Genomic DNA, 16314 nt, shown 5'->3' with positions numbered 1-16314 from the left:
ACACTGGGATAAGTTCGGCGCTGTGGAGACGGAACTGGCCGACCTGGTGCACGGCGTGGGCCATCGACTGCGGCGGGGGTACGGCGAGCGGCTCGGCCCGCTCGGCCTGAGCCCCGGCCAGGCGCGGGCGCTTCGGGTCATCGTCGACTCCGAGCCGCCGCTGAAGATGGTGCAGCTCGCCGAGAGGCTGCGGATCGTGCCGCGCTCGGTGACCCCGGTGGTCGACGCCCTGGAGGAGGCCGGACTGGTCCGCCGCGAGGTCGACCCCGCCAACCGCCGTTCCACCCTGCTCGTGGTCACCGGCGAGGGCCGAAAGCGGTACGAACAGGTGCGCGAGGCGCGCAGGCGGGTGGCCGAGGAGCTGTTCTCGGTGCTCACCGCCGAGCAGCAGGACCGGCTCAGGGAACTGCTGGGCGCGGTCGACGCCCAGCACGTCTAACCCGCCGTCCGGACCAGGCCGGTGCCCGTTCTCGGGCCGACGTCTGGTCCCGGGCCGAGGCCCGTTCCCCGGTCGACGTCGTTCTCCGGCCGGGCGACCGGGGAGAGGCCACCGGGTCAGGCCGGCCGCTTGGTCTCCGCGTCCTCGGCCTTCGCCTCGGTCCGGTCGAGGCGCCAGCGCGGCCGGCCGCCCACGAACGTGGCCACGCACCGGCCCGGCCCCTCGTGCAGCAGGAGGGTGTAGGCGTCCCGCTCGCAGGCCTCGCCGGCCTCCACGGCGAAGACGGCGAAGTCCGCGCGGCCGCCCCGGTCCAGGGAGCCCAGGCGGCCGGGGCCCTCGGCCATGCCCAGCGCCCGCGCGCCGCCCAGCGTCACCGCCTCGACCAGGAGCCGGTCGTGGCCCGGCGCGTGGGAGAGCGCGCGGGCGGCCGACAGCGGGTCGCCGCCCGTACGGGTGCCGACGGCGATCGCGCTCCCGCCGTCGAGGAGACCCTCGGCGGCGAACGGCGACGAGATGGCGATCACCGTGCCGCGGGCACCGAGGAGCTTGCGGTCGGTCTCGTCCAGCGGGCCGGAGATCGCGACGTGGCAGCCCGCGCCGAGCACCCCCACCTCGTCGAGGAACGCGATCGGGTGGCGGCCGGGCTCGGCGTGCAGCCGGAGCCCGAACGTCCGTGACAGGACGGCCAGGTCCTCCATGACGTGGGGGTCGGGGGAGTGGGCGGCGATGCCGATGACGCCCGGGTGGTCGACCTCGCGGATCGCGGTGATCAGCCGGTCGCGCCCCTCGTCCTCCCAGCGCTCCTCGTCCTCGCAGCGGGTCTCCAGGTAGGTCACGCCGCCCAGCCCGGCCTCGCCGAGGGTGGAGGCGGCGTCGAGGTCCGCGGCGACGCCTCCCGCCGCGGTGACGCCGTGGACGGACGGCGTGGCGGCGGCCCTGTCGAGCCGGAGGTGCGCGTCGATCAGCCCCGGCACGATCATGCCCGGCCAGCGGGTCGGGGACAGGAGGGGGTGGGCGGCCTCGATCTCGGCCCGCGGCCCGACCCTGACGATCCGGTCGCCCCTGACGACGATCGCCCCGTCCCTGATGGGAGGGCTCGTGACGGGCAGGACGAGGGGGGCGCAGTGAACGGAGACGATTCCCCGGGGGCGCGTGCCGATGATCCGCCCGGCACGCGTCGACATAGGCACTCCCGTGAGTTCGTCCCCTTTGGAGAGGTTAAGGGGAGCGACGGGAGATCTCAAATGCATCTCTGGCAAACGTCTCTCCACCTTCCTGACAGGAGATTGTTGATCTATCTGAAAACGGTCTATACCGTCTTTTAGCGTGATACGACCCCCCAGGTTGCTGAAAGTGCTGCTCGCCGCGATCGTGCTGATCCCCATCGGCCTCACCTCCGTTCCCGCCTCCGCCGACCCCGCCCCCGAGCCCGAACACCCCTGGCGCCTGGACCACTGGCCCCGGACCCAGCCCTGGCAGCAGGACGCTCCCGAGGCCGGGACCGCGCGCCGCGCCGACCCCGGCGGCCCGGCGCCGATCGACCCGCAGAACTGGAAGAACCCGGACCACATGACGTGGGCCGACTACCGCAAGCCCCCCGGCACCAACTGGGCCGACCCCGCGGTCAAGGGGTCCAAGCGCACCTTCCGCGGCGCGCTCGTCCTGGCCGACTATCCCAACCAGCCGTTCGTGGTCACCCAGCCCCAGGGCTCGACCGTCTTCAGGAACCCCAGCGCCGAGGCCCACGACATCCCGCGCGACCAGGTCGCCCAGTTCTACAAGGACTTCCTCAACACCCCCAACGAGCTCAACCGGGGCCACACCATCCACGAGTACTGGATGGAGGACTCGGGAGGCCGCTACGGCGTGGAGCTGACCGCGTTCGGCCCGTTCCGGATGCCGGGCAAGTCGCACGAGTACGCGATGGAGTTCCAGGGCGGCACGGCCTGCCCGGCCGGCGACACCTGCACCCGGAACATCAGGACCGACGCGCGGGCGGCGTGGGTCGGCTCCGTCGGCCAGGAGATCCCGGCCGGCTTCGACTTCGTCTTCTACCTGAGCGCGGGCCAGGACGAGTCGGCCACCTGGCAGGAGTTCGGCCCGATCAAGTTCCCGACCAAGGAGGCGGTGACCGACGACTTCGGCCCGCCCGACCCGGCCCTGCCCAACTGGGCCAGGACCCGCTACGTGGAGTGGACGTCCTGGGCCTCGGCCTCGTCCATCTGGCCCAACGCCGGGGGCGGCTCCTCCACCCAGGCCGAGAGCTCCGGGCAGGGCGTCTACGCCCACGAGCTCAGCCACATCCTCGGCATCGGCGACAACTACAACAACCCGTTCGGGGTGCCACCGCGCCGGGCGTACACCGGCATCTGGGAGATGCTCAGCCGGGGCAGCTTCAACGGCCCCGGCGGCCCGCACAGCCGCTGGCTGATCCCGCCCACCTCGGGCGGCTCGATGGGCGCCCAGCACATGCTCCGCAACAAGATCAAGCTGGAGATGGTGGACGAGGCCAACGTGCTGCGCCTGTCCAGGGAGGCGCTGGCCGAGTCGGGGCTCGTCGTGGCCAAGGTGACGGCCCGGGTGGCCCAGCCGGGACCCACCGGCCTGTCGGGGGTCAACATCGCCTTCGGGGACGGCGACCGCAGCCCGGCCTGTGACGCGAACACCGACCCGTTCTGCGACGGCGGCGGCTATGACAACTACACCGTCGAGGTCGTTGACAGGATGGGCGCCGACTCCTTCACCCCCGACTCCGGCGTGCTGCTGGCCAAGACCAAGAACGAGGACCGGGCGCCGTTCGAGTGGGTCGTCGACGCCAACCCGCAGGACATCGGCATGACCGACTACGTGCTGCCGGACGGTACCGCCGTGCCCATCACGGTCGGCGACTACCGCCAGCTGTCGGACGCGCTGTTCCACGCGGGCACCGGCTCGGGCTCGGAGTTCGAGTACGTGGACCAGGCCAACCGGCTCCACTTCTACGTCCTCGACCTCAAGCGCGACCGCAAGGGCATCCTGTCGTACACGGTGGCGATCCGCTCCCTGGACGGCGCCGGGCCCAACAGGCGCGGCGTGAAGGTGCTCCCGTCCGTCGGCGTCCCGTCAGGAAAGGACCTGACGTCCTGCCGCTTCCCGCTGTTCAACACCGGCAAGGTCGCCCAGGCGCGGGGGCAGCACCCCGAGGACGTGAGCGCCTACCTCAAGGGTGACGTCTACCGGCTCTCGGCGACCGTCGACGGCCGCGGCTGGACGGCCTCGCTGCCCAACGAGCTCGCGACCGCCGACTCAGGCGAGAACACCGTGGTCACCGTGAACGCCCGGCGCGGGTCGGGAGGCGCTCACCTCGCCAAGGTGACCCTGACCGCCACCTCCGAGAGCGACCCGTCCAAGACCGCCAAGGCGACCTGCCTCGCGCTGGGGCGGTAGGGCGGCGGAAGGCCGGACGCGTCACCCGGGCGCCGTGGCAGGGCCCGGGTGACGTGAAGGGCACCTCGCGCGAGGGCGCCCGCGAACCCGTGAAGGGCGCGCCCGCGCGGGGGAAGCTCCGGGAGAAGCGGGTCCACTCGCCGGCGGTGACCAGGTCAAGGACCTGATCCCGGCCGAGGCCGGCTGCGCGGTGATGGTCACGTCGAGGCAGCCGCTGGACCGGTCGGCGGTGGCGGGCGAGGAGCCTGCGCTACCTGGGGAGGCACACCTGGAGGCGGGGGAGCGGGAGGCCTCGGTCTCCGTCCTGCGGCAGGCCCGGAGCATCTACCGCAGCCGCGGCAACCAGGCGGGGATGAACGGCACCCTGGAGCTGTCGCGCCGCGCGGACGGCTGGGAGCGTACGCGGAGCCGGGGGTCCGGGGGCGTCAGGACTCGGCGGCCGTCAGCAGGTGCCGGGCGGCGTCGCGCGCCTCGTCGATGCTCTCGTGGAACAGCTTCCTGACCTGCTGGGCCTGCTCGGTCAGGTGCTCCAGCCCGGGGAGGGAGAGCGCGTCCTCCGCGGTCTCCGCGACCAGCGCCTCGTACTGCGGGGTCCGCTCGGCGAGCACCTGGAGCTGCCGGTAGGCGCGGTAGACGCCGTCGGCCTTGCGGACCTGCCTGGCGTACTCCTCCAGCGCGCGGACCCGCCTGGTCAGTGAGATCTCGGCGGTCTCCAGGGCCTTGACGTAGGGGGTGAAGGCCGCGGCCACCTCGGGCGGAGGCGAGCCCGGTACGAGCCGGTTGTGCTCGGACCTCATGTCCGACAGCCGCACCAGTTTCCTGGCGATCTGCCAGGTCTGGTCGGGCAGGGTCACCGCGTTGTCGATCGTGTCGAGCAGGCGGGCCCGGTTGATCTCGGAGTTGAGGACCGCCTCGGTGGCGTCCTGCGTGCGGCGCAGCAGGTCACCGCAGTCGTCGTCGAGGTCCTCCGGCAGGATGAACCTGTCCTTGTGCTCCATGGCCACCCGGACGCGCCGCCGCTCCCGCCGGTTCTCGGGGTCGTCGCTCAGGCCGCGCAGCGCGGAGAAGGAGATCAGGACGAGGACGGCGATGAAGCCCACCGTGGCGCTCAGGCTCGCCATGAGCAGCAGGAGCCCGGCGATCGCGATGAGTTTGACGGGGTCGGGCCCGCCGCGGCGGGGAACCTGTCCCAGCCGGGCCGCGCGCAGTGCCTGCGGGCTGGCACGTAAGACCGAGGAGATCGGGTCGGGCAGGGCCGGATCGATCAGCAGGTGCGGGGGGCGTCTCCTCGGATCCACGCGACCTCCTTGTGACGGGGTACAGGCGGGTCCTTCCACTGTCCCCCATAGATTGAGGTATGGCGCATTTATGGATGGCATATGAGGACATCGGTAATTACGGAAACCGGCGCCGGGTGTTAACTGCCCGGGCGTAAAGCGACGTATAAACTCGAAGGCGATGAACGACTTAACGCGTTGGATCGATCTCGAAGGTGCCGCCAACGTCCGCGACCTCGGCGGGCTCGCCACGGTGGACGGCGGGACCACACGCTTCGGCCGGATCTACCGGTCGGACAACCTGCAGGGGCTGACCGGGCGGGACGTCCGGCAACTCGTCACCGACCTGAAACTCCGCAACGTCGTCGACCTGCGCTCGGGTGCCGAGGTGCGCCTGGAGGGACCGGGGCCGCTCACCGAGGTGCCGGAGGTGAGCATCCACCACCACACCCTGTTCGCCGAGGGCGGCGTGTACACCGACGTCGAAGCCGACACCATCGAGGGCGACAAGGTGCTGCCCTGGACCGAGCGGGACGAGGAGGATCTCGCCGAACTCAGGGTGACCGGGTTCTACTACGGCTACCTCCGAGACCGCCCCGACTCGGTGCTGGCCGCGCTGCGCGCCATGACCCGCGACGAGGGGGCCGCCCTCGTCCACTGCGCCGCGGGCAAGGACCGCACCGGTGTCCTCTGCGCCCTCGCGCTCGAGGTCGCCGGTGCCACCCGCGAGGCGATCGTCGACGACTACGTCGCCACGGCCGACCGCATCGAGGGCATTCTGGTGCGGCTGCGCTCCAGCAACACCTACCGCACCGACCTCGACACCCGCCCGGCCGACGACCACCGCCCGAGGCCGGAGTACATGGAGCAGTTCCTGAGCGTCCTCGACGACCGGTTCGGCGGCCCGCTGGAGTGGCTCGCCTCGCACGGCTGGACCGAGGCCGACTCGCGGACCCTCCGCGCCCGTCTGCGCGACTAGCGGTTCCCCAGGACGAGCCCGCCCGCGCGTGGCGGTTCTCCAGGGGCGAACCCGCTCGCGGGCAGCGGTTCTCCGGCAGGACGGGCCCGCCCGTGCGAACCAGGGGTTCTCCAGGTCGAGCCCGTCCGCTCGGCTAGGGGTTCTCCAGGACGACGACCCGGCGCTCGGCGGCCGAATGCCGGGCGGCCTCCAGCACGGTGAGAGCCTCGACGACCTCTTCGGGGGCGACCGGTGGCGGGGCGCCCTCGCGCAGGCACGCCAGCACGGCCCGGTAGAAGCCGGCGTAGGCGCCGGGCTCCGTGGGGACGGCACGCGCATCGCCACCGGAGTCACCGGAGCCCGCGCCGAGAGTGCCCCACCGCTCGGCCGGCTCCTCGCCGAAGCCGGGGGAGGCGGGGGTCAGACCGGCGCGCAGTTGCTCCTCCTGCACGTCCAGGCCGTACTTCAGGTAGCCCGCCCGCGAGCCGAGCACCCGGAAGCGGGGCCCCAGCCGGGGAGTGACCGCGCTGACCCACAGGTGCGAGCGGGCCCCGCTCGCGTGGGAGACGGCGATGAAGGTGTCGTCGTCGGCGTTCACCCCGGAGCGGCGCACGTCCGACTCGGCGTAGACGTCGACGGCCGGGCCGAGCAGCCGCAGGGCCTGGTCGACCAGGTGGCTGCCGAGGTCGTACAGCAGTCCGGCGACCTCCTCGGTCCCGCCCGTCTCGCGCCAGCCACCCTTCGGCACCGGCCGCCAGCGCTCGAAACGCGACTCGAACCGGGTGACCTCGCCCAGCTCGCCCGCCGCGACCAGGCGCCCGAGCGTGAGGAAGTCGCCGTCCCAGCGCCGGTTCTGGAACACGGTCAGCATCAGGCCCAGATCGCGCGCCAGCTCCGCCAGGGCGCGCGCCTGCGCGGCGGTCGCGGCCAGCGGCTTGTCCACCACCACCGGCAGGCCCGCCTTCAGCGCCGCCTCCGCCAGCGGGACGTGCGTGCGGTTGGGGGAGGCGATCACGACCAGGTCGACGGAGTCCCAGAGCTCGGCCGCGTCCCGGACCGCTCGCGCGCCGTACTTCCCCGACACCTCGGCGGCCCGCTCCGGGTCACCGGTGACCACCGCGGACAGTCTCAGGCCGGGCGTCGCGGAGATCAGCGGGGCATGGAAGAACGCCCCTGCCACCCCGTACCCGACGAGGCCCACGCGCAGGTCGGTCATCGCGCGGCCAGGGAACCGGTGGACGGGGTGCCGGCGGTCAGGGTCTCGTGCGGGTGCCCCGTCCCGTCCCCGGCGTGGAGTTCAGTCACCGCGCTGCTCGTCACGCTCGGCCAGGAACGCCTCGAACTGGGCGGCGAGCTCGTCGCCGGTCGGCATCTCCGAGGACTCGGCCATCAGGCTCTCGCGCTCGGAGCCCGCCGCGAACGCGTCGTACTGCTGCTCCAGGCCGGTGATGGCGGTGGACAGCTCCTGGGAGGCCTGGATCTGCTCGGCGATCTCGGCGTCGGTCTTCTCCGCGGCCTCGCGCAGGCCCTCCAGCGGGAACACCAGCCCGGTGCTCCTGGTGACCGCCTCCAGGGCGGTCACCGCGGCCGACGGGTATTCGGCCTGGGCCAGGTAGTGCGGCACGTGCACGGCGTAGCCGAGGGCGTCGTGCCCCTTGGCGCCGAGCCGGAACTCGATCAGCGAGGCGACGCTGCCGGGCACCTGGACCTTGCCGAAGGCGCTGGTCTGGCCGGTGACCAGCTCGGGGCGGCTGGCGTGGCCGGTGACGCCCAGCGGGCGGGTGTGCGGGACGGCCATCGGGATGCCGTGGACGGTCACCAGCCTGCCGACGTTCAGCCGGGTGACCAGCGTGCCGACGGCGGCGGTGAACAGCTCCCACTCCCGGTCCGGCTCGGGGCCGCTGAGCAGCAGGAACGGGGTTCCGGTGGTGTCGTGCAGGAGGTGCAGCGACAGCTCGGGGCTCTCCAGGTCCACCCAGTGGTCGGTGTCGAAGGTCATGGTGGGCCGCCGGGAGCGGTAGTCCAGCAGACGGTCCACGTCAAAGGTCGCGACGACCCGGTGCTCCAGCTCGTCGAGCAGGTGGGTGATGGCGAGCCGCCCGGCGCCGCCCGCGTCCACGAACCCGTCGAAGTGGTAGAGCAGCACCGGATCGGTCAGCTCAGGGACGTCTCCGCTGAGCCGGTAGAGATCCGTCGGGTCGAACACCGTTTTCCAGCCTTTCGTCGGTCGTCTCTTCAGCTCAACCCGCGGGGGGTCCGCTGAATTCCGCCTACCCTCGGCGATCACACGGCACCCTACCGGGGCACAATGGGTCACATGCAGTCTGACCCTGAGCTCGAGGAGTTCGCGACCCGTCTGTTCGACCTGGCGAGGTCCGGCGAGACGGAGCGACTCCGAGCCTACGTCGGAGCAGGGGTCCCGGTCGATCTCACCAACGACAGGGGCGACACACTGCTGATGCTCGCCGCCTACCACGGCCACGCGGAAACGGTCCGGGCACTGACCGAGCTGGGCGCCGACCCCGGCAGGGCCAACGACCGCGGGCAGACGCCGCTGGCGGGCGCGGTCTTCAAGAAGGAACCCGACGTGATCAGGGCACTTCTGGAGGCCGGGGCCGATCCGCACGCCGGAACCCCCTCGGCGGCGGACGCGGCCCGCATGTTCGGCCAGCACGAATACCTGGAATGGTTCGCGCGATAACTCAGAAACCACGATATCCAGGTGTTTCCTGATGTATAGGAAAACGGGCCACCTTCAGCCATCCTGGGGTGGTGGGAACTACTACTAAGCGTAGGTCAGGCCTATCTCTCCGCATCCCCCCGTTACCCTGTCCCTTCCCCAGTGAGGTCAACCCCCATGTCGAGAGGGTCAACGCCGAGACCCTCGACTGGCTCGTCGACAGGGGCATCCTGGAGGACGCCGAGACCGTCGAGCGCTACCGTCAAGCCAAGTACGGCTGGCTGGGAGCCCGCACGTACCCCTATGCCGAACACCACACGCTCCGCCTGGCGACCGACTGGTGCGTGTGGCTGTTCGCCTTCGACGACGCCTTCTGCGAGTCGGGCCGCGGCGCCGGTGAGATAACCCGCGCCCTGCCCCGCCTCTTCACCGTCCTCGACGACCTGGAGGCCGGCCAGGAGGTCGACGACGTCTTCGCCGGGGCGCTCCTGGAGATCAAGACCAGGATCTCCACGTACGGCGACGACGACCAGCTCGACCGCTGGCGCGCCGTCACCAAGGACTACCTCTTCGCCCAGGTGTGGGAGGCCGCCAACCGCGAGGCCGACGTCGTGCCGAAGGTGGACGACTACATCTTCATGCGGCGGCGTACCGGCGCCATGCTCACCGTCTTCGCCCTCATCGACCTCGCCAGCGGATGCAGCCTCACCCCCGAGGAGTGGCGCCACCCCGACGTCAAGGCGATCACCGAGAGCGCCAACGACGTCGTCGTCTGGGACAACGACCTCATCTCGTACGCTAAGGAGAGCGACAGCGCCAACTCCCGCAACAACCTGGTGAGCGTGCTCGCCAGGCACCGGGGCTACTCGCGGCAGCAGGCCATGGAGGCGATCGGAGCCATGCGCAACCGGGCCATCGCCGACATGGTGGCGCTGCGCCCCTCGCTGGAGGCGCTCGGCTCCGAGGCGGTGCTCGCCTACGTGCGCGGCCTGGAGTTCTGGATCAGCGGCAGCGTCGACTACTCGCTGACCAGCTCCCGCTACACGGGCGCCTGGCAGCAGGAGGCGCCGAAGCCCCCCGCGGGATGAACGAGCTCACCCCTGGAGGACCTGGCCGTCCTCGTGGTCTCCGAGCGCGAGGACGATCAGCTCCTCCAGGTTCAGCTTCCTGCCCTGGGCGAAGGCCTTCTCGTGAGCCTCCTCACCGAGGACGCGCTTGCACTCCTTGACGCAGCGGTCGTGCTCGGAGTTGAAGAACGGGGAGCCCAGCTGTGGCATCCCGAAGGTCCGCCAGTTGGCCTGGCCGCCGCCCATCAGCCGGGCGGCGAGCGCCGCCTGGCCGTCCTCCAGCGCCTGCTTGGCCACCACCTCGATCGCCAGGCCGATCCCGAGCACGTCGTGGAAGTAGCGCTTGAGCCGGAGCGCCTCGCGCGCGTTCGACATGGCCTCGGGGGAGCGGCCCATCGCCTGGTACACGCTGGCGAGCGCGTAGATGGCGTACGAGCGCAGCCACAGCTCGCCGCGCTGGGTGCAGACCGCGATGCAGTCGCGCAGCAGCACCTCGGCCTCGGCCGGTTCGTTCTGGATGAGCAGCACCATGGACAGCTCGACGATCGAGGGCAGCAGGCCCGGGTTGAGCTCGCGCCCGCTCTTGTGGAACTCGATCGCCACGCCCAGCAGCGCGCTCGCCTTCTGCAGGTCGTTCTGCAGGAACGCGGCCGTGCCGAGCATCTTGGTGGCCAGGATGACCGCGCCCGAGTCGCCGACCCTGACGGCGTCGGAGCTGCACTGCTCCGCCGCCTCGATGGCGCCGGTGATGTTTCCCTGCGCGCTGTTGATGTAAGACAGCACCCACAGCGCCTTGCACCGGTCGGGGCTCGGCTGGGGCGCCAGCTCCAGGGTCTTCTCCAGGTAGAGCCTGCCCTCGCGGGCCAGCCCGCAGGCCACCCACATGAACCACAGGGAGGACAGCAGCTTCAGCCCCGCCTGCACCTCGCCGGGGGTGCGCAGGCAGTGGTCGAGCGCGACGCGGATGTTGTCGTGCTCGTGGCGCATCCTGACGTACCAGTAGACCTGGCGGGCGCCCGACCAGGCGTCCTCGCTCCGCTTGGCCAGCTGCAGGTAGTAGTCGCGGTGCTTCTCCCTGATCGCGGCCGTCTCGCCGAGCTTGTCCAGCCACTCCTCGCCGTACTGCCGCAGGGTGTCGATCAGCCGGTAGCGGTGCCCCGAGGGAGTGCCGTCGCTCAGCAGGATCGACTTCTCCACCAGGCTGGAGATGAGCTCCATGATGTCCTCGGACGGGAGGCTGTCGCTCGAGCAGACGTAGCGGGCGGCGTCGAGCTCGAAGTCTCCGGCGAAGACCGACAGCCGCGCCCACAGCAGCCGCTCGGCCGGCTCGCACAGTTCGTGGCTCCAGCCGATCGCGGCCCGCAGCGTCTGGTGCCTGGGCAGCGCCGTGCGGCTGGCCCCCGCGAGCAGGCTGAACCGGTCGGCCAGCAGGCCGAGGATCTGCTCCACCGACAGGGCGCGCATCCGGACCGCGGCCAGCTCGATGGCGAGCGGGATGCCGTCGAGGCGGCGGCAGAGCTCGGCCACCGGGCCGACGTTGTACTCGTCCAGCATGAAGTTGGGCACCACCGCGCTGGCCCGCGCGACGAAGAGCTGCACCGCCTCGTTGGTGAAGACGTCCTCGCCAGGGGAGTCGCCGGGAACGGCCAGCGGCGGGATGGTGACCGTGTGCTCGCCCCTGGCGTTCAGCGACTGGCGGCTGGTCGCCAGGATGGTCAGCCCCGAGGCGTTGCCGAGCAGGTCCTCGAAGAGGGCGGCGCACGCGTCGACCAGGTGCTCGCACGTGTCGATGATCAGGAGGATCTCGCGGTCGCCCAGCCACTCGACCAGCGTCTCGTCCGCCGAGCGGGCGGACTGGTCGGCGATCCCGAGGGCCGAGGTGATCGTGTGGCGGACCATGCCCGAGTCCTGGAGGCGGGCCAGGTCGGCGAACCAGACGCCGTCCTTGAAGTCGCCCCGCATCTGGTGCGCGATCCGCAGGGCGGTGCGGGACTTGCCGACGCCCCCGATGCCGGTCACCGTGACCAGGCGGTGCTCGCCCAGCCGCTGCCGGAGTGTGGTGAGCAACCTGGTGCGCCCCACGAAGCTGGTCAGCTCGTTGGGCAGATTGCCGTCTCGCCGCCATCCTGCTGGCGTTGTCATGGCGCCTCACGGGGGGATAGCCGGAACCTGCCACCGCATCGTACCGTCTGGGCTCCCGCCTGTCCCCGGCGTCACGGGGTACGGGGCCGGGCTTTCAGGACGGCCGGGGAGGAAACGGATCTTCTCCCGGGCCGGGCTTTCTCCGAGGGCGAAGGGCGACCTTTCCGCGGGAGGGAGGGCGCGGGCGGCGCGGGTGGCTAGCATGGAGCGCGTGACAGTGCGCGAACCCGATGACCTGCGTCCCGTCGATCTCGCCGACGACGGGCTGCCGATCCTGCCCGACCAGACCGCCGACGACACCGATCTCGGCTGGAGCGAGTGGCGCGAGGCCGACGACGACGCCCGCCTGATCGAGGACCGCCCTCCCCACTGGGGATGACCCCGCGGGCGGGGTCCCGACATGGGAACCCCGCCGTGAGCCGCCCCGTGAGCCGCCCCGCCGTGAGCGGCGCCGGGAGACGGGCTGGGGACGGGCTAGGAGACGACGTCCTTGACGCGGAAGCGGCGGAAGGCGAACGCGATCAGGATCGCCGAGTAGGTGACGGAGACGGCCACCCCCTTGAGCATGCCGTCGTACTCCGGCTGCGGGGCCAGGGCGTCCAGCCACGCGGTGTTCCAGAACGTCGGCAGAAACTCCCTGAGCCGGCCGAGGGCCTCGACCGCCTGCAGGATGTTGCTGACGATCACCAGGCCGACCGCCCCGCCGACCGCTCCCAGCGGGGAGTCGGTGCTGACGGAGAGCAGGAAGGCCAGGGCCGCGACCACGAACTGGCTGACCAGGGCGTAGCCGATCACCACCCCGAACCGGGGCAGCACGTCCAGGGCGGCGATCGTCTCACCGGTCCCCGGCACCCGGACGTCGTTCCACCCGAAGGCGAGGGTCCCGGCCAGCAGGGCCATCACCGGCAGGCAGATCACCGCCGCCGCCGAGTAGCCCATCGCGACGACCAGCTTCTGCCGCAGCAGGCGGTCGCGCGGGATCGGGGCGGCCAGCAGGTAACGCAGCGACGACCAGCTGGCCTCACTGGCCACGGTGTCGCCGCAGAACAGCGCCACCGCGACGACCAGCAGGAAGCTCGCCGACACCGACAGGGCGAAGGCCGCGAAGTTCAGCCCGCCCTCGGTGGCCAGGTCGGAGATGCGCAGCGTGGTGGTGGGCTGCCCGGATCCGGCGCCGACCTTGAAGGCGATCACCAGGATCCACGGCAGCGCGAGCAGCAGGCCGAACATCACCAGCGTGCGGCGCCGCTTGAACTGCCGGACGATCTCCACGGCGAGCGGCAGCGTGCGCCCCGGCGCGTATCCGCGCGCCGAACCGTTCTCCGCGACGCCGTTCTCCGGGGCGCCGTCCCGCGCGGGGCCGTTTCGCGCGGGACCGTTCTCCGGGACGCCGTTTCGCGCGGGGCCGTCGCCCGTCGCGCCGGTCATGGTGCCGCGGGCACCGTCGGTGTCGCTCACGCCTTCTCTCCGATCAGGTCCAGGAAGACGTCTTCCAGGCGGGTGCCGGAGCCGTTGACCGGGGTGCGGCTGCTCAGCAGCTCGGCCACGGTCCCGGCCGTGACGAGGCGCCCGCGGTGCATGACCACCACGTGGCTACAGGTCTGTTCCACCTCGGCGAGCAGGTGGCTGGAGACGATGACCGTGCGGCCCCCCCTGGCGTAGCGGATCAGGACCTCGCGCATCTCGCGGATCTGGGGCGGGTCGAGACCGTTGGTGGGTTCGTCCAGGACGAGCAGGTCGGGCAGGCCGAGCATGGCCTGCGCGATGGCCAGGCGCTGGCGCATGCCCTGCGAGTAGGTGCGGACGGCGCGGTCCAGGGCCTTGCCGAGGTCGGCGATCTCCAGGGCCTCGGCGAACCGGGCGTCCTCGGCGGGCCGGCCGGTCGCCTTCCAGTACAGCTCCAGGTTGTCGCGGCCGTTGAGGTGCGGCAGGAAACCCGGGCCCTCGACGAACGAGCCGAGCCTGGACAGGACCGGCGCGCCGGGCACCACCCGGTGCCCGAAGATCCGGATCTCGCCGCCGTCGGGTTTGATCAGGCCCATCAGCATGCGCAGGGTGGTGGTCTTGCCGGCCCCGTTGGGGCCGAGCAGGCCGAGCACCTGGCCGTGCTCGACGGTGAACGACAGGTCGTCCACCGCGAGCTCGCCGTTCCGGTACGCCTTGGTCAGGCCGTGGATCCGCAGCGGCACGGAGTCCAGCTCCGGGTCGTGCTCGTCGGCGGCGCGGCGGCGCCCGGCGAGCAGCAGGGCCGCCGCGACGGCGAGGGAGAGCAGCGGCAGCGCCCAGATCCACCAGGCGGGGCCGGTCGAGGGGGTGCGCAGGGTGGCGTGGGTGGGGACGGTCACGGCCGGCGAGGCCAGGGCGACCTTGTAGACGGCAGGGGGCGCGGGGGTGCTGTAGCCGAGGTCGGTGGTGGTGAACGCGACGCGCAGCCGGTGCCCGACCTCGAACCTGTGGTCGACGGCCGGCAGGGTCACGGTGGCCTCGCCGGAGCCGCCCTCGGGGATCGCGATCCTGACCGGGGCGACGAGCCCCTCGGGCAGGATCGGTGCCTGCGTCGCGCCCGCGACGTCGTAGAGCTTGGCGAACAGCGTCACCTCGCCCGCCGCGCGCGTCCCGCCGCTTCCGGCCCGCGTCTCGGCGGCCTCGGCGGCCCCCGCTTCCGCCTCGCCGGTGTCCGAGCCGCTCCCCGCGGCGTCACCCGCTGCGGCGTCACCCGCCACGGGGGCGGACGGTTCGGGCGTCACCCGCACCCGTACGGTCGAGCTGCCGGTGACCTGGAGCGGGGCGGCCAGCGGGGCGGAGTCGAAGGCGGCGCTCTGGCCCGCCATGTCGATCGACAGGTTCGCGGTGGCGCCTCCGCCGAGACCGCCGAAGCCGGGGACCGCGGAGATCGAGGCGGGGGATCCGCCGGGCGGGTTGGCCACCCGCTGGTCGGGCCCGCTGAGCGGTACGGAGGTCTGGCCGGTGCCGGACAGTCCCGGATAGCCGCCGGCGACGGCGTGCAGCTGGACCGGGCGCCGGGTGCCGGGGTCGCGTCCGCCGTCGCGGGTGACGGTGAAGGCGCCGCCCTCCCGGCCGGCCCCTTCGTCGTCCTTCAGGTGGCGGTCGAACCAGCCGAGCGTCCTGTCGTGCAGCCAGTCGACCTCGCCGTTGCCGCCGTCGTGGCCGCCGTCGAACCAGGCGACCTCCACCGGGGCGCCGGTGGCGGCGATCGCCCTGGCGTTGGCGTCCGCCTGGCCCAGGGTGAACAGCGAGTCGCGCTGTCCCTGCAGCAGCAGCGTCGGAACCTTGATCCTGCCGGGCACCGAGATCGGGCTGGACCTGCGCAGCGTCGCCACCGCGTCCGCCGTCGCCCGGCCGCTCTCCGCCACCTTCTGGTACATGTCACAGATCTCCGGCAGGAACCGGCCGCACCGGACCTCCTCCGCGGTGAGCGGCCGGGGCGGCGCGGACGGCGCCCCGGCTCCGTTCTCCCCGTCCTCCCCGTTCTCCCCGCCCTCTGCGTCCTCCTCGCGGCCCGCGCCGCTCCCGCCGCCGAGGGCGGCCAGGCCGGCCGCGCCCGGCGCGGGACCGCCGCGGCTGAAGAACAGCCCGGCCCACATGCGCTTGAACACTCCGCTCTCCGGGCCCTGCCCGGTGGCGTTCGGGAACAGCGCGTCGGCCAGGTCGTACCAGGTGATCTGCGGGACGATCGCGTCGATCCTGGGGTCGTGGGCGGCGGCCATCAGCGCGATGGCCCCGCCGTAGGAGCCGCCCGCGACGCCCACCCTCGGGTCGCCCGCCGCGTCGAGCCGGACCTCGGGCCGCCTGGCGACCCAGTCGACCAGCTGGCGCACGTCCTTGACCTCGTAGTCGGGGGAGTTCAGCGCGATCTGCCCCGAGGAGCGGCCGAAGCCCCGCGCGGACCAGGTCAGCACGGCGTAGCCGTCCTGAGCCAGCCGTACGGCGGCGTCCCTGACGCTCTGCTTGCTGCCGCCGAAGCCGTGCGCGAGCAGCACGGCCGGAGCCCTGCCGCCTCCGGCCGGAGGGAAGAAGCTCGTGTCCAGGGTGACCCGCTGGTCGTCACCCGGCCCGTCGACCACCGTGATCATCTGGTTCCGGGCCCGTACGTCCGGCTCGGACGGCCACACCAGCCAGACCGCGACACCGGTGACCAGCACGGCGATCACGGCGATCACGGCGATCCCCGGGACCCGGACGGCCCGTTTTCCCCCACGTTGCATGACGAGAGCCTACTGATCGGAGCTGAGAGCCTCCTGAGACCGCTCTCAGGAGCGTTCCCGCCGGTCAAGCGCGGGCAAACCGCCGGCGGGACGCCGCGG

General features: G+C 72.1%; 13 protein-coding genes. 6 read left to right on the top strand and 7 right to left on the bottom strand.

Annotation, left to right across the window (positions count from 1 at the left end; all coding sequences use genetic code 11):
* The first annotated feature begins 22 nt into the window (after positions 1–22).
* On the top strand, positions 23–439 hold the full coding sequence (locus tag ACTOQ1_RS03815; protein WP_440064441.1) for a MarR family winged helix-turn-helix transcriptional regulator: 417 nt from the start codon (positions 23–25) through the stop codon (positions 437–439).
* 116 nt (positions 440–555) lie between these two features.
* Here the strand turns inward: ACTOQ1_RS03815 and ACTOQ1_RS03810 are convergent, their stop codons facing one another.
* A complete protein-coding gene (locus ACTOQ1_RS03810; protein WP_440064440.1) occupies positions 556–1623 on the bottom strand; it encodes an amidohydrolase family protein in 1068 nt (355 codons plus the stop codon).
* Between the two features lie 142 nt (positions 1624–1765).
* Here ACTOQ1_RS03810 and ACTOQ1_RS03805 point away from each other — a divergent pair, with 142 nt between their 5' ends.
* A complete protein-coding gene (locus tag ACTOQ1_RS03805) occupies positions 1766–3865 on the top strand; it encodes a M6 family metalloprotease domain-containing protein (RefSeq protein WP_440064439.1) in 2100 nt (699 codons plus the stop codon).
* A gap of 425 nt (positions 3866–4290) precedes the next feature.
* On the opposite strand, the gene ACTOQ1_RS03800 is transcribed toward ACTOQ1_RS03805, so the two are convergent.
* Positions 4291–5163 (bottom strand): hypothetical protein, encoded by an 873-nt coding sequence (locus ACTOQ1_RS03800; RefSeq protein ID WP_440064438.1) that lies wholly within the window; start codon positions 5161–5163, stop codon positions 4291–4293.
* Between the two features lie 160 nt (positions 5164–5323).
* Here ACTOQ1_RS03800 and ACTOQ1_RS03795 point away from each other — a divergent pair, with 160 nt between their 5' ends.
* Entirely contained in the window at positions 5324–6121 is a 798-nt protein-coding gene (locus ACTOQ1_RS03795; protein WP_440064437.1) for a tyrosine-protein phosphatase, read from the top strand.
* 133 nt (positions 6122–6254) lie between these two features.
* Here the strand turns inward: ACTOQ1_RS03795 and ACTOQ1_RS03790 are convergent, their stop codons facing one another.
* Both ACTOQ1_RS03790 and ACTOQ1_RS03785 read right to left on the bottom strand, forming a co-directional pair.
* Entirely contained in the window at positions 6255–7316 is a 1062-nt protein-coding gene (locus ACTOQ1_RS03790; protein ID WP_440064436.1) for a Gfo/Idh/MocA family oxidoreductase, read from the bottom strand.
* 81 nt (positions 7317–7397) lie between these two features.
* A complete protein-coding gene (locus ACTOQ1_RS03785) occupies positions 7398–8306 on the bottom strand; it encodes a proteasome assembly chaperone family protein (protein ID WP_440064434.1) in 909 nt (302 codons plus the stop codon).
* A 102-nt stretch (positions 8307–8408) separates the two neighbouring features.
* On the opposite strand from ACTOQ1_RS03785, the gene ACTOQ1_RS03780 reads away from it, so the two are divergent.
* Both ACTOQ1_RS03780 and ACTOQ1_RS03775 read left to right on the top strand, forming a co-directional pair.
* Positions 8409–8801, top strand: a complete 393-nt coding sequence (locus ACTOQ1_RS03780) for an ankyrin repeat domain-containing protein (protein ID WP_440064432.1) — start codon at positions 8409–8411, stop codon at positions 8799–8801.
* 71 nt (positions 8802–8872) lie between these two features.
* Positions 8873–9868 (top strand): 4-epi-cubebol synthase, encoded by a 996-nt coding sequence (locus tag ACTOQ1_RS03775; RefSeq protein WP_440064431.1) that lies wholly within the window; start codon positions 8873–8875, stop codon positions 9866–9868.
* Positions 9869–9874: 6 nt separating this feature from the next.
* Here ACTOQ1_RS03775 and ACTOQ1_RS03770 read toward each other — a convergent pair whose 3' ends face one another.
* On the bottom strand, positions 9875–11989 hold the full coding sequence (locus tag ACTOQ1_RS03770) for an ATP-binding protein (protein WP_440064429.1): 2115 nt from the start codon (positions 11987–11989) through the stop codon (positions 9875–9877).
* 211 nt (positions 11990–12200) lie between these two features.
* Between ACTOQ1_RS03770 and ACTOQ1_RS03765 the strand changes: the two genes are divergently transcribed.
* Positions 12201–12368: a hypothetical protein gene (locus ACTOQ1_RS03765; protein ID WP_362682527.1), complete on the top strand. Its 168-nt coding sequence runs from the start codon at positions 12201–12203 to the stop codon at positions 12366–12368.
* A 95-nt stretch (positions 12369–12463) separates the two neighbouring features.
* On the opposite strand, the gene ACTOQ1_RS03760 is transcribed toward ACTOQ1_RS03765, so the two are convergent.
* Both ACTOQ1_RS03760 and ACTOQ1_RS03755 read right to left on the bottom strand, forming a co-directional pair.
* Entirely contained in the window at positions 12464–13447 is a 984-nt protein-coding gene (locus ACTOQ1_RS03760; protein WP_440064428.1) for an ABC transporter permease, read from the bottom strand.
* The gene (locus tag ACTOQ1_RS03755; RefSeq protein ID WP_440064426.1) at positions 13444–16215 is read right to left on the bottom strand and encodes an alpha/beta fold hydrolase; all 2772 of its coding nucleotides are present in this window, start codon (positions 16213–16215) and stop codon (positions 13444–13446) included. Before ACTOQ1_RS03755 ends, ACTOQ1_RS03760 begins: the two co-directional genes overlap by 4 nt.
* Positions 16216–16314 lie beyond the last annotated feature (99 nt).

The sequence above is a fragment of the Streptosporangium sp. OZ121 genome (assembly GCF_051918885.1).
Taxonomy (GTDB): Bacteria; Actinomycetota; Actinomycetes; order Streptosporangiales; family Streptosporangiaceae; genus Streptosporangium.
Note: the sequence above shows the minus strand (reverse complement) of the source record. Positions and strands in the feature narration are given on the sequence as shown.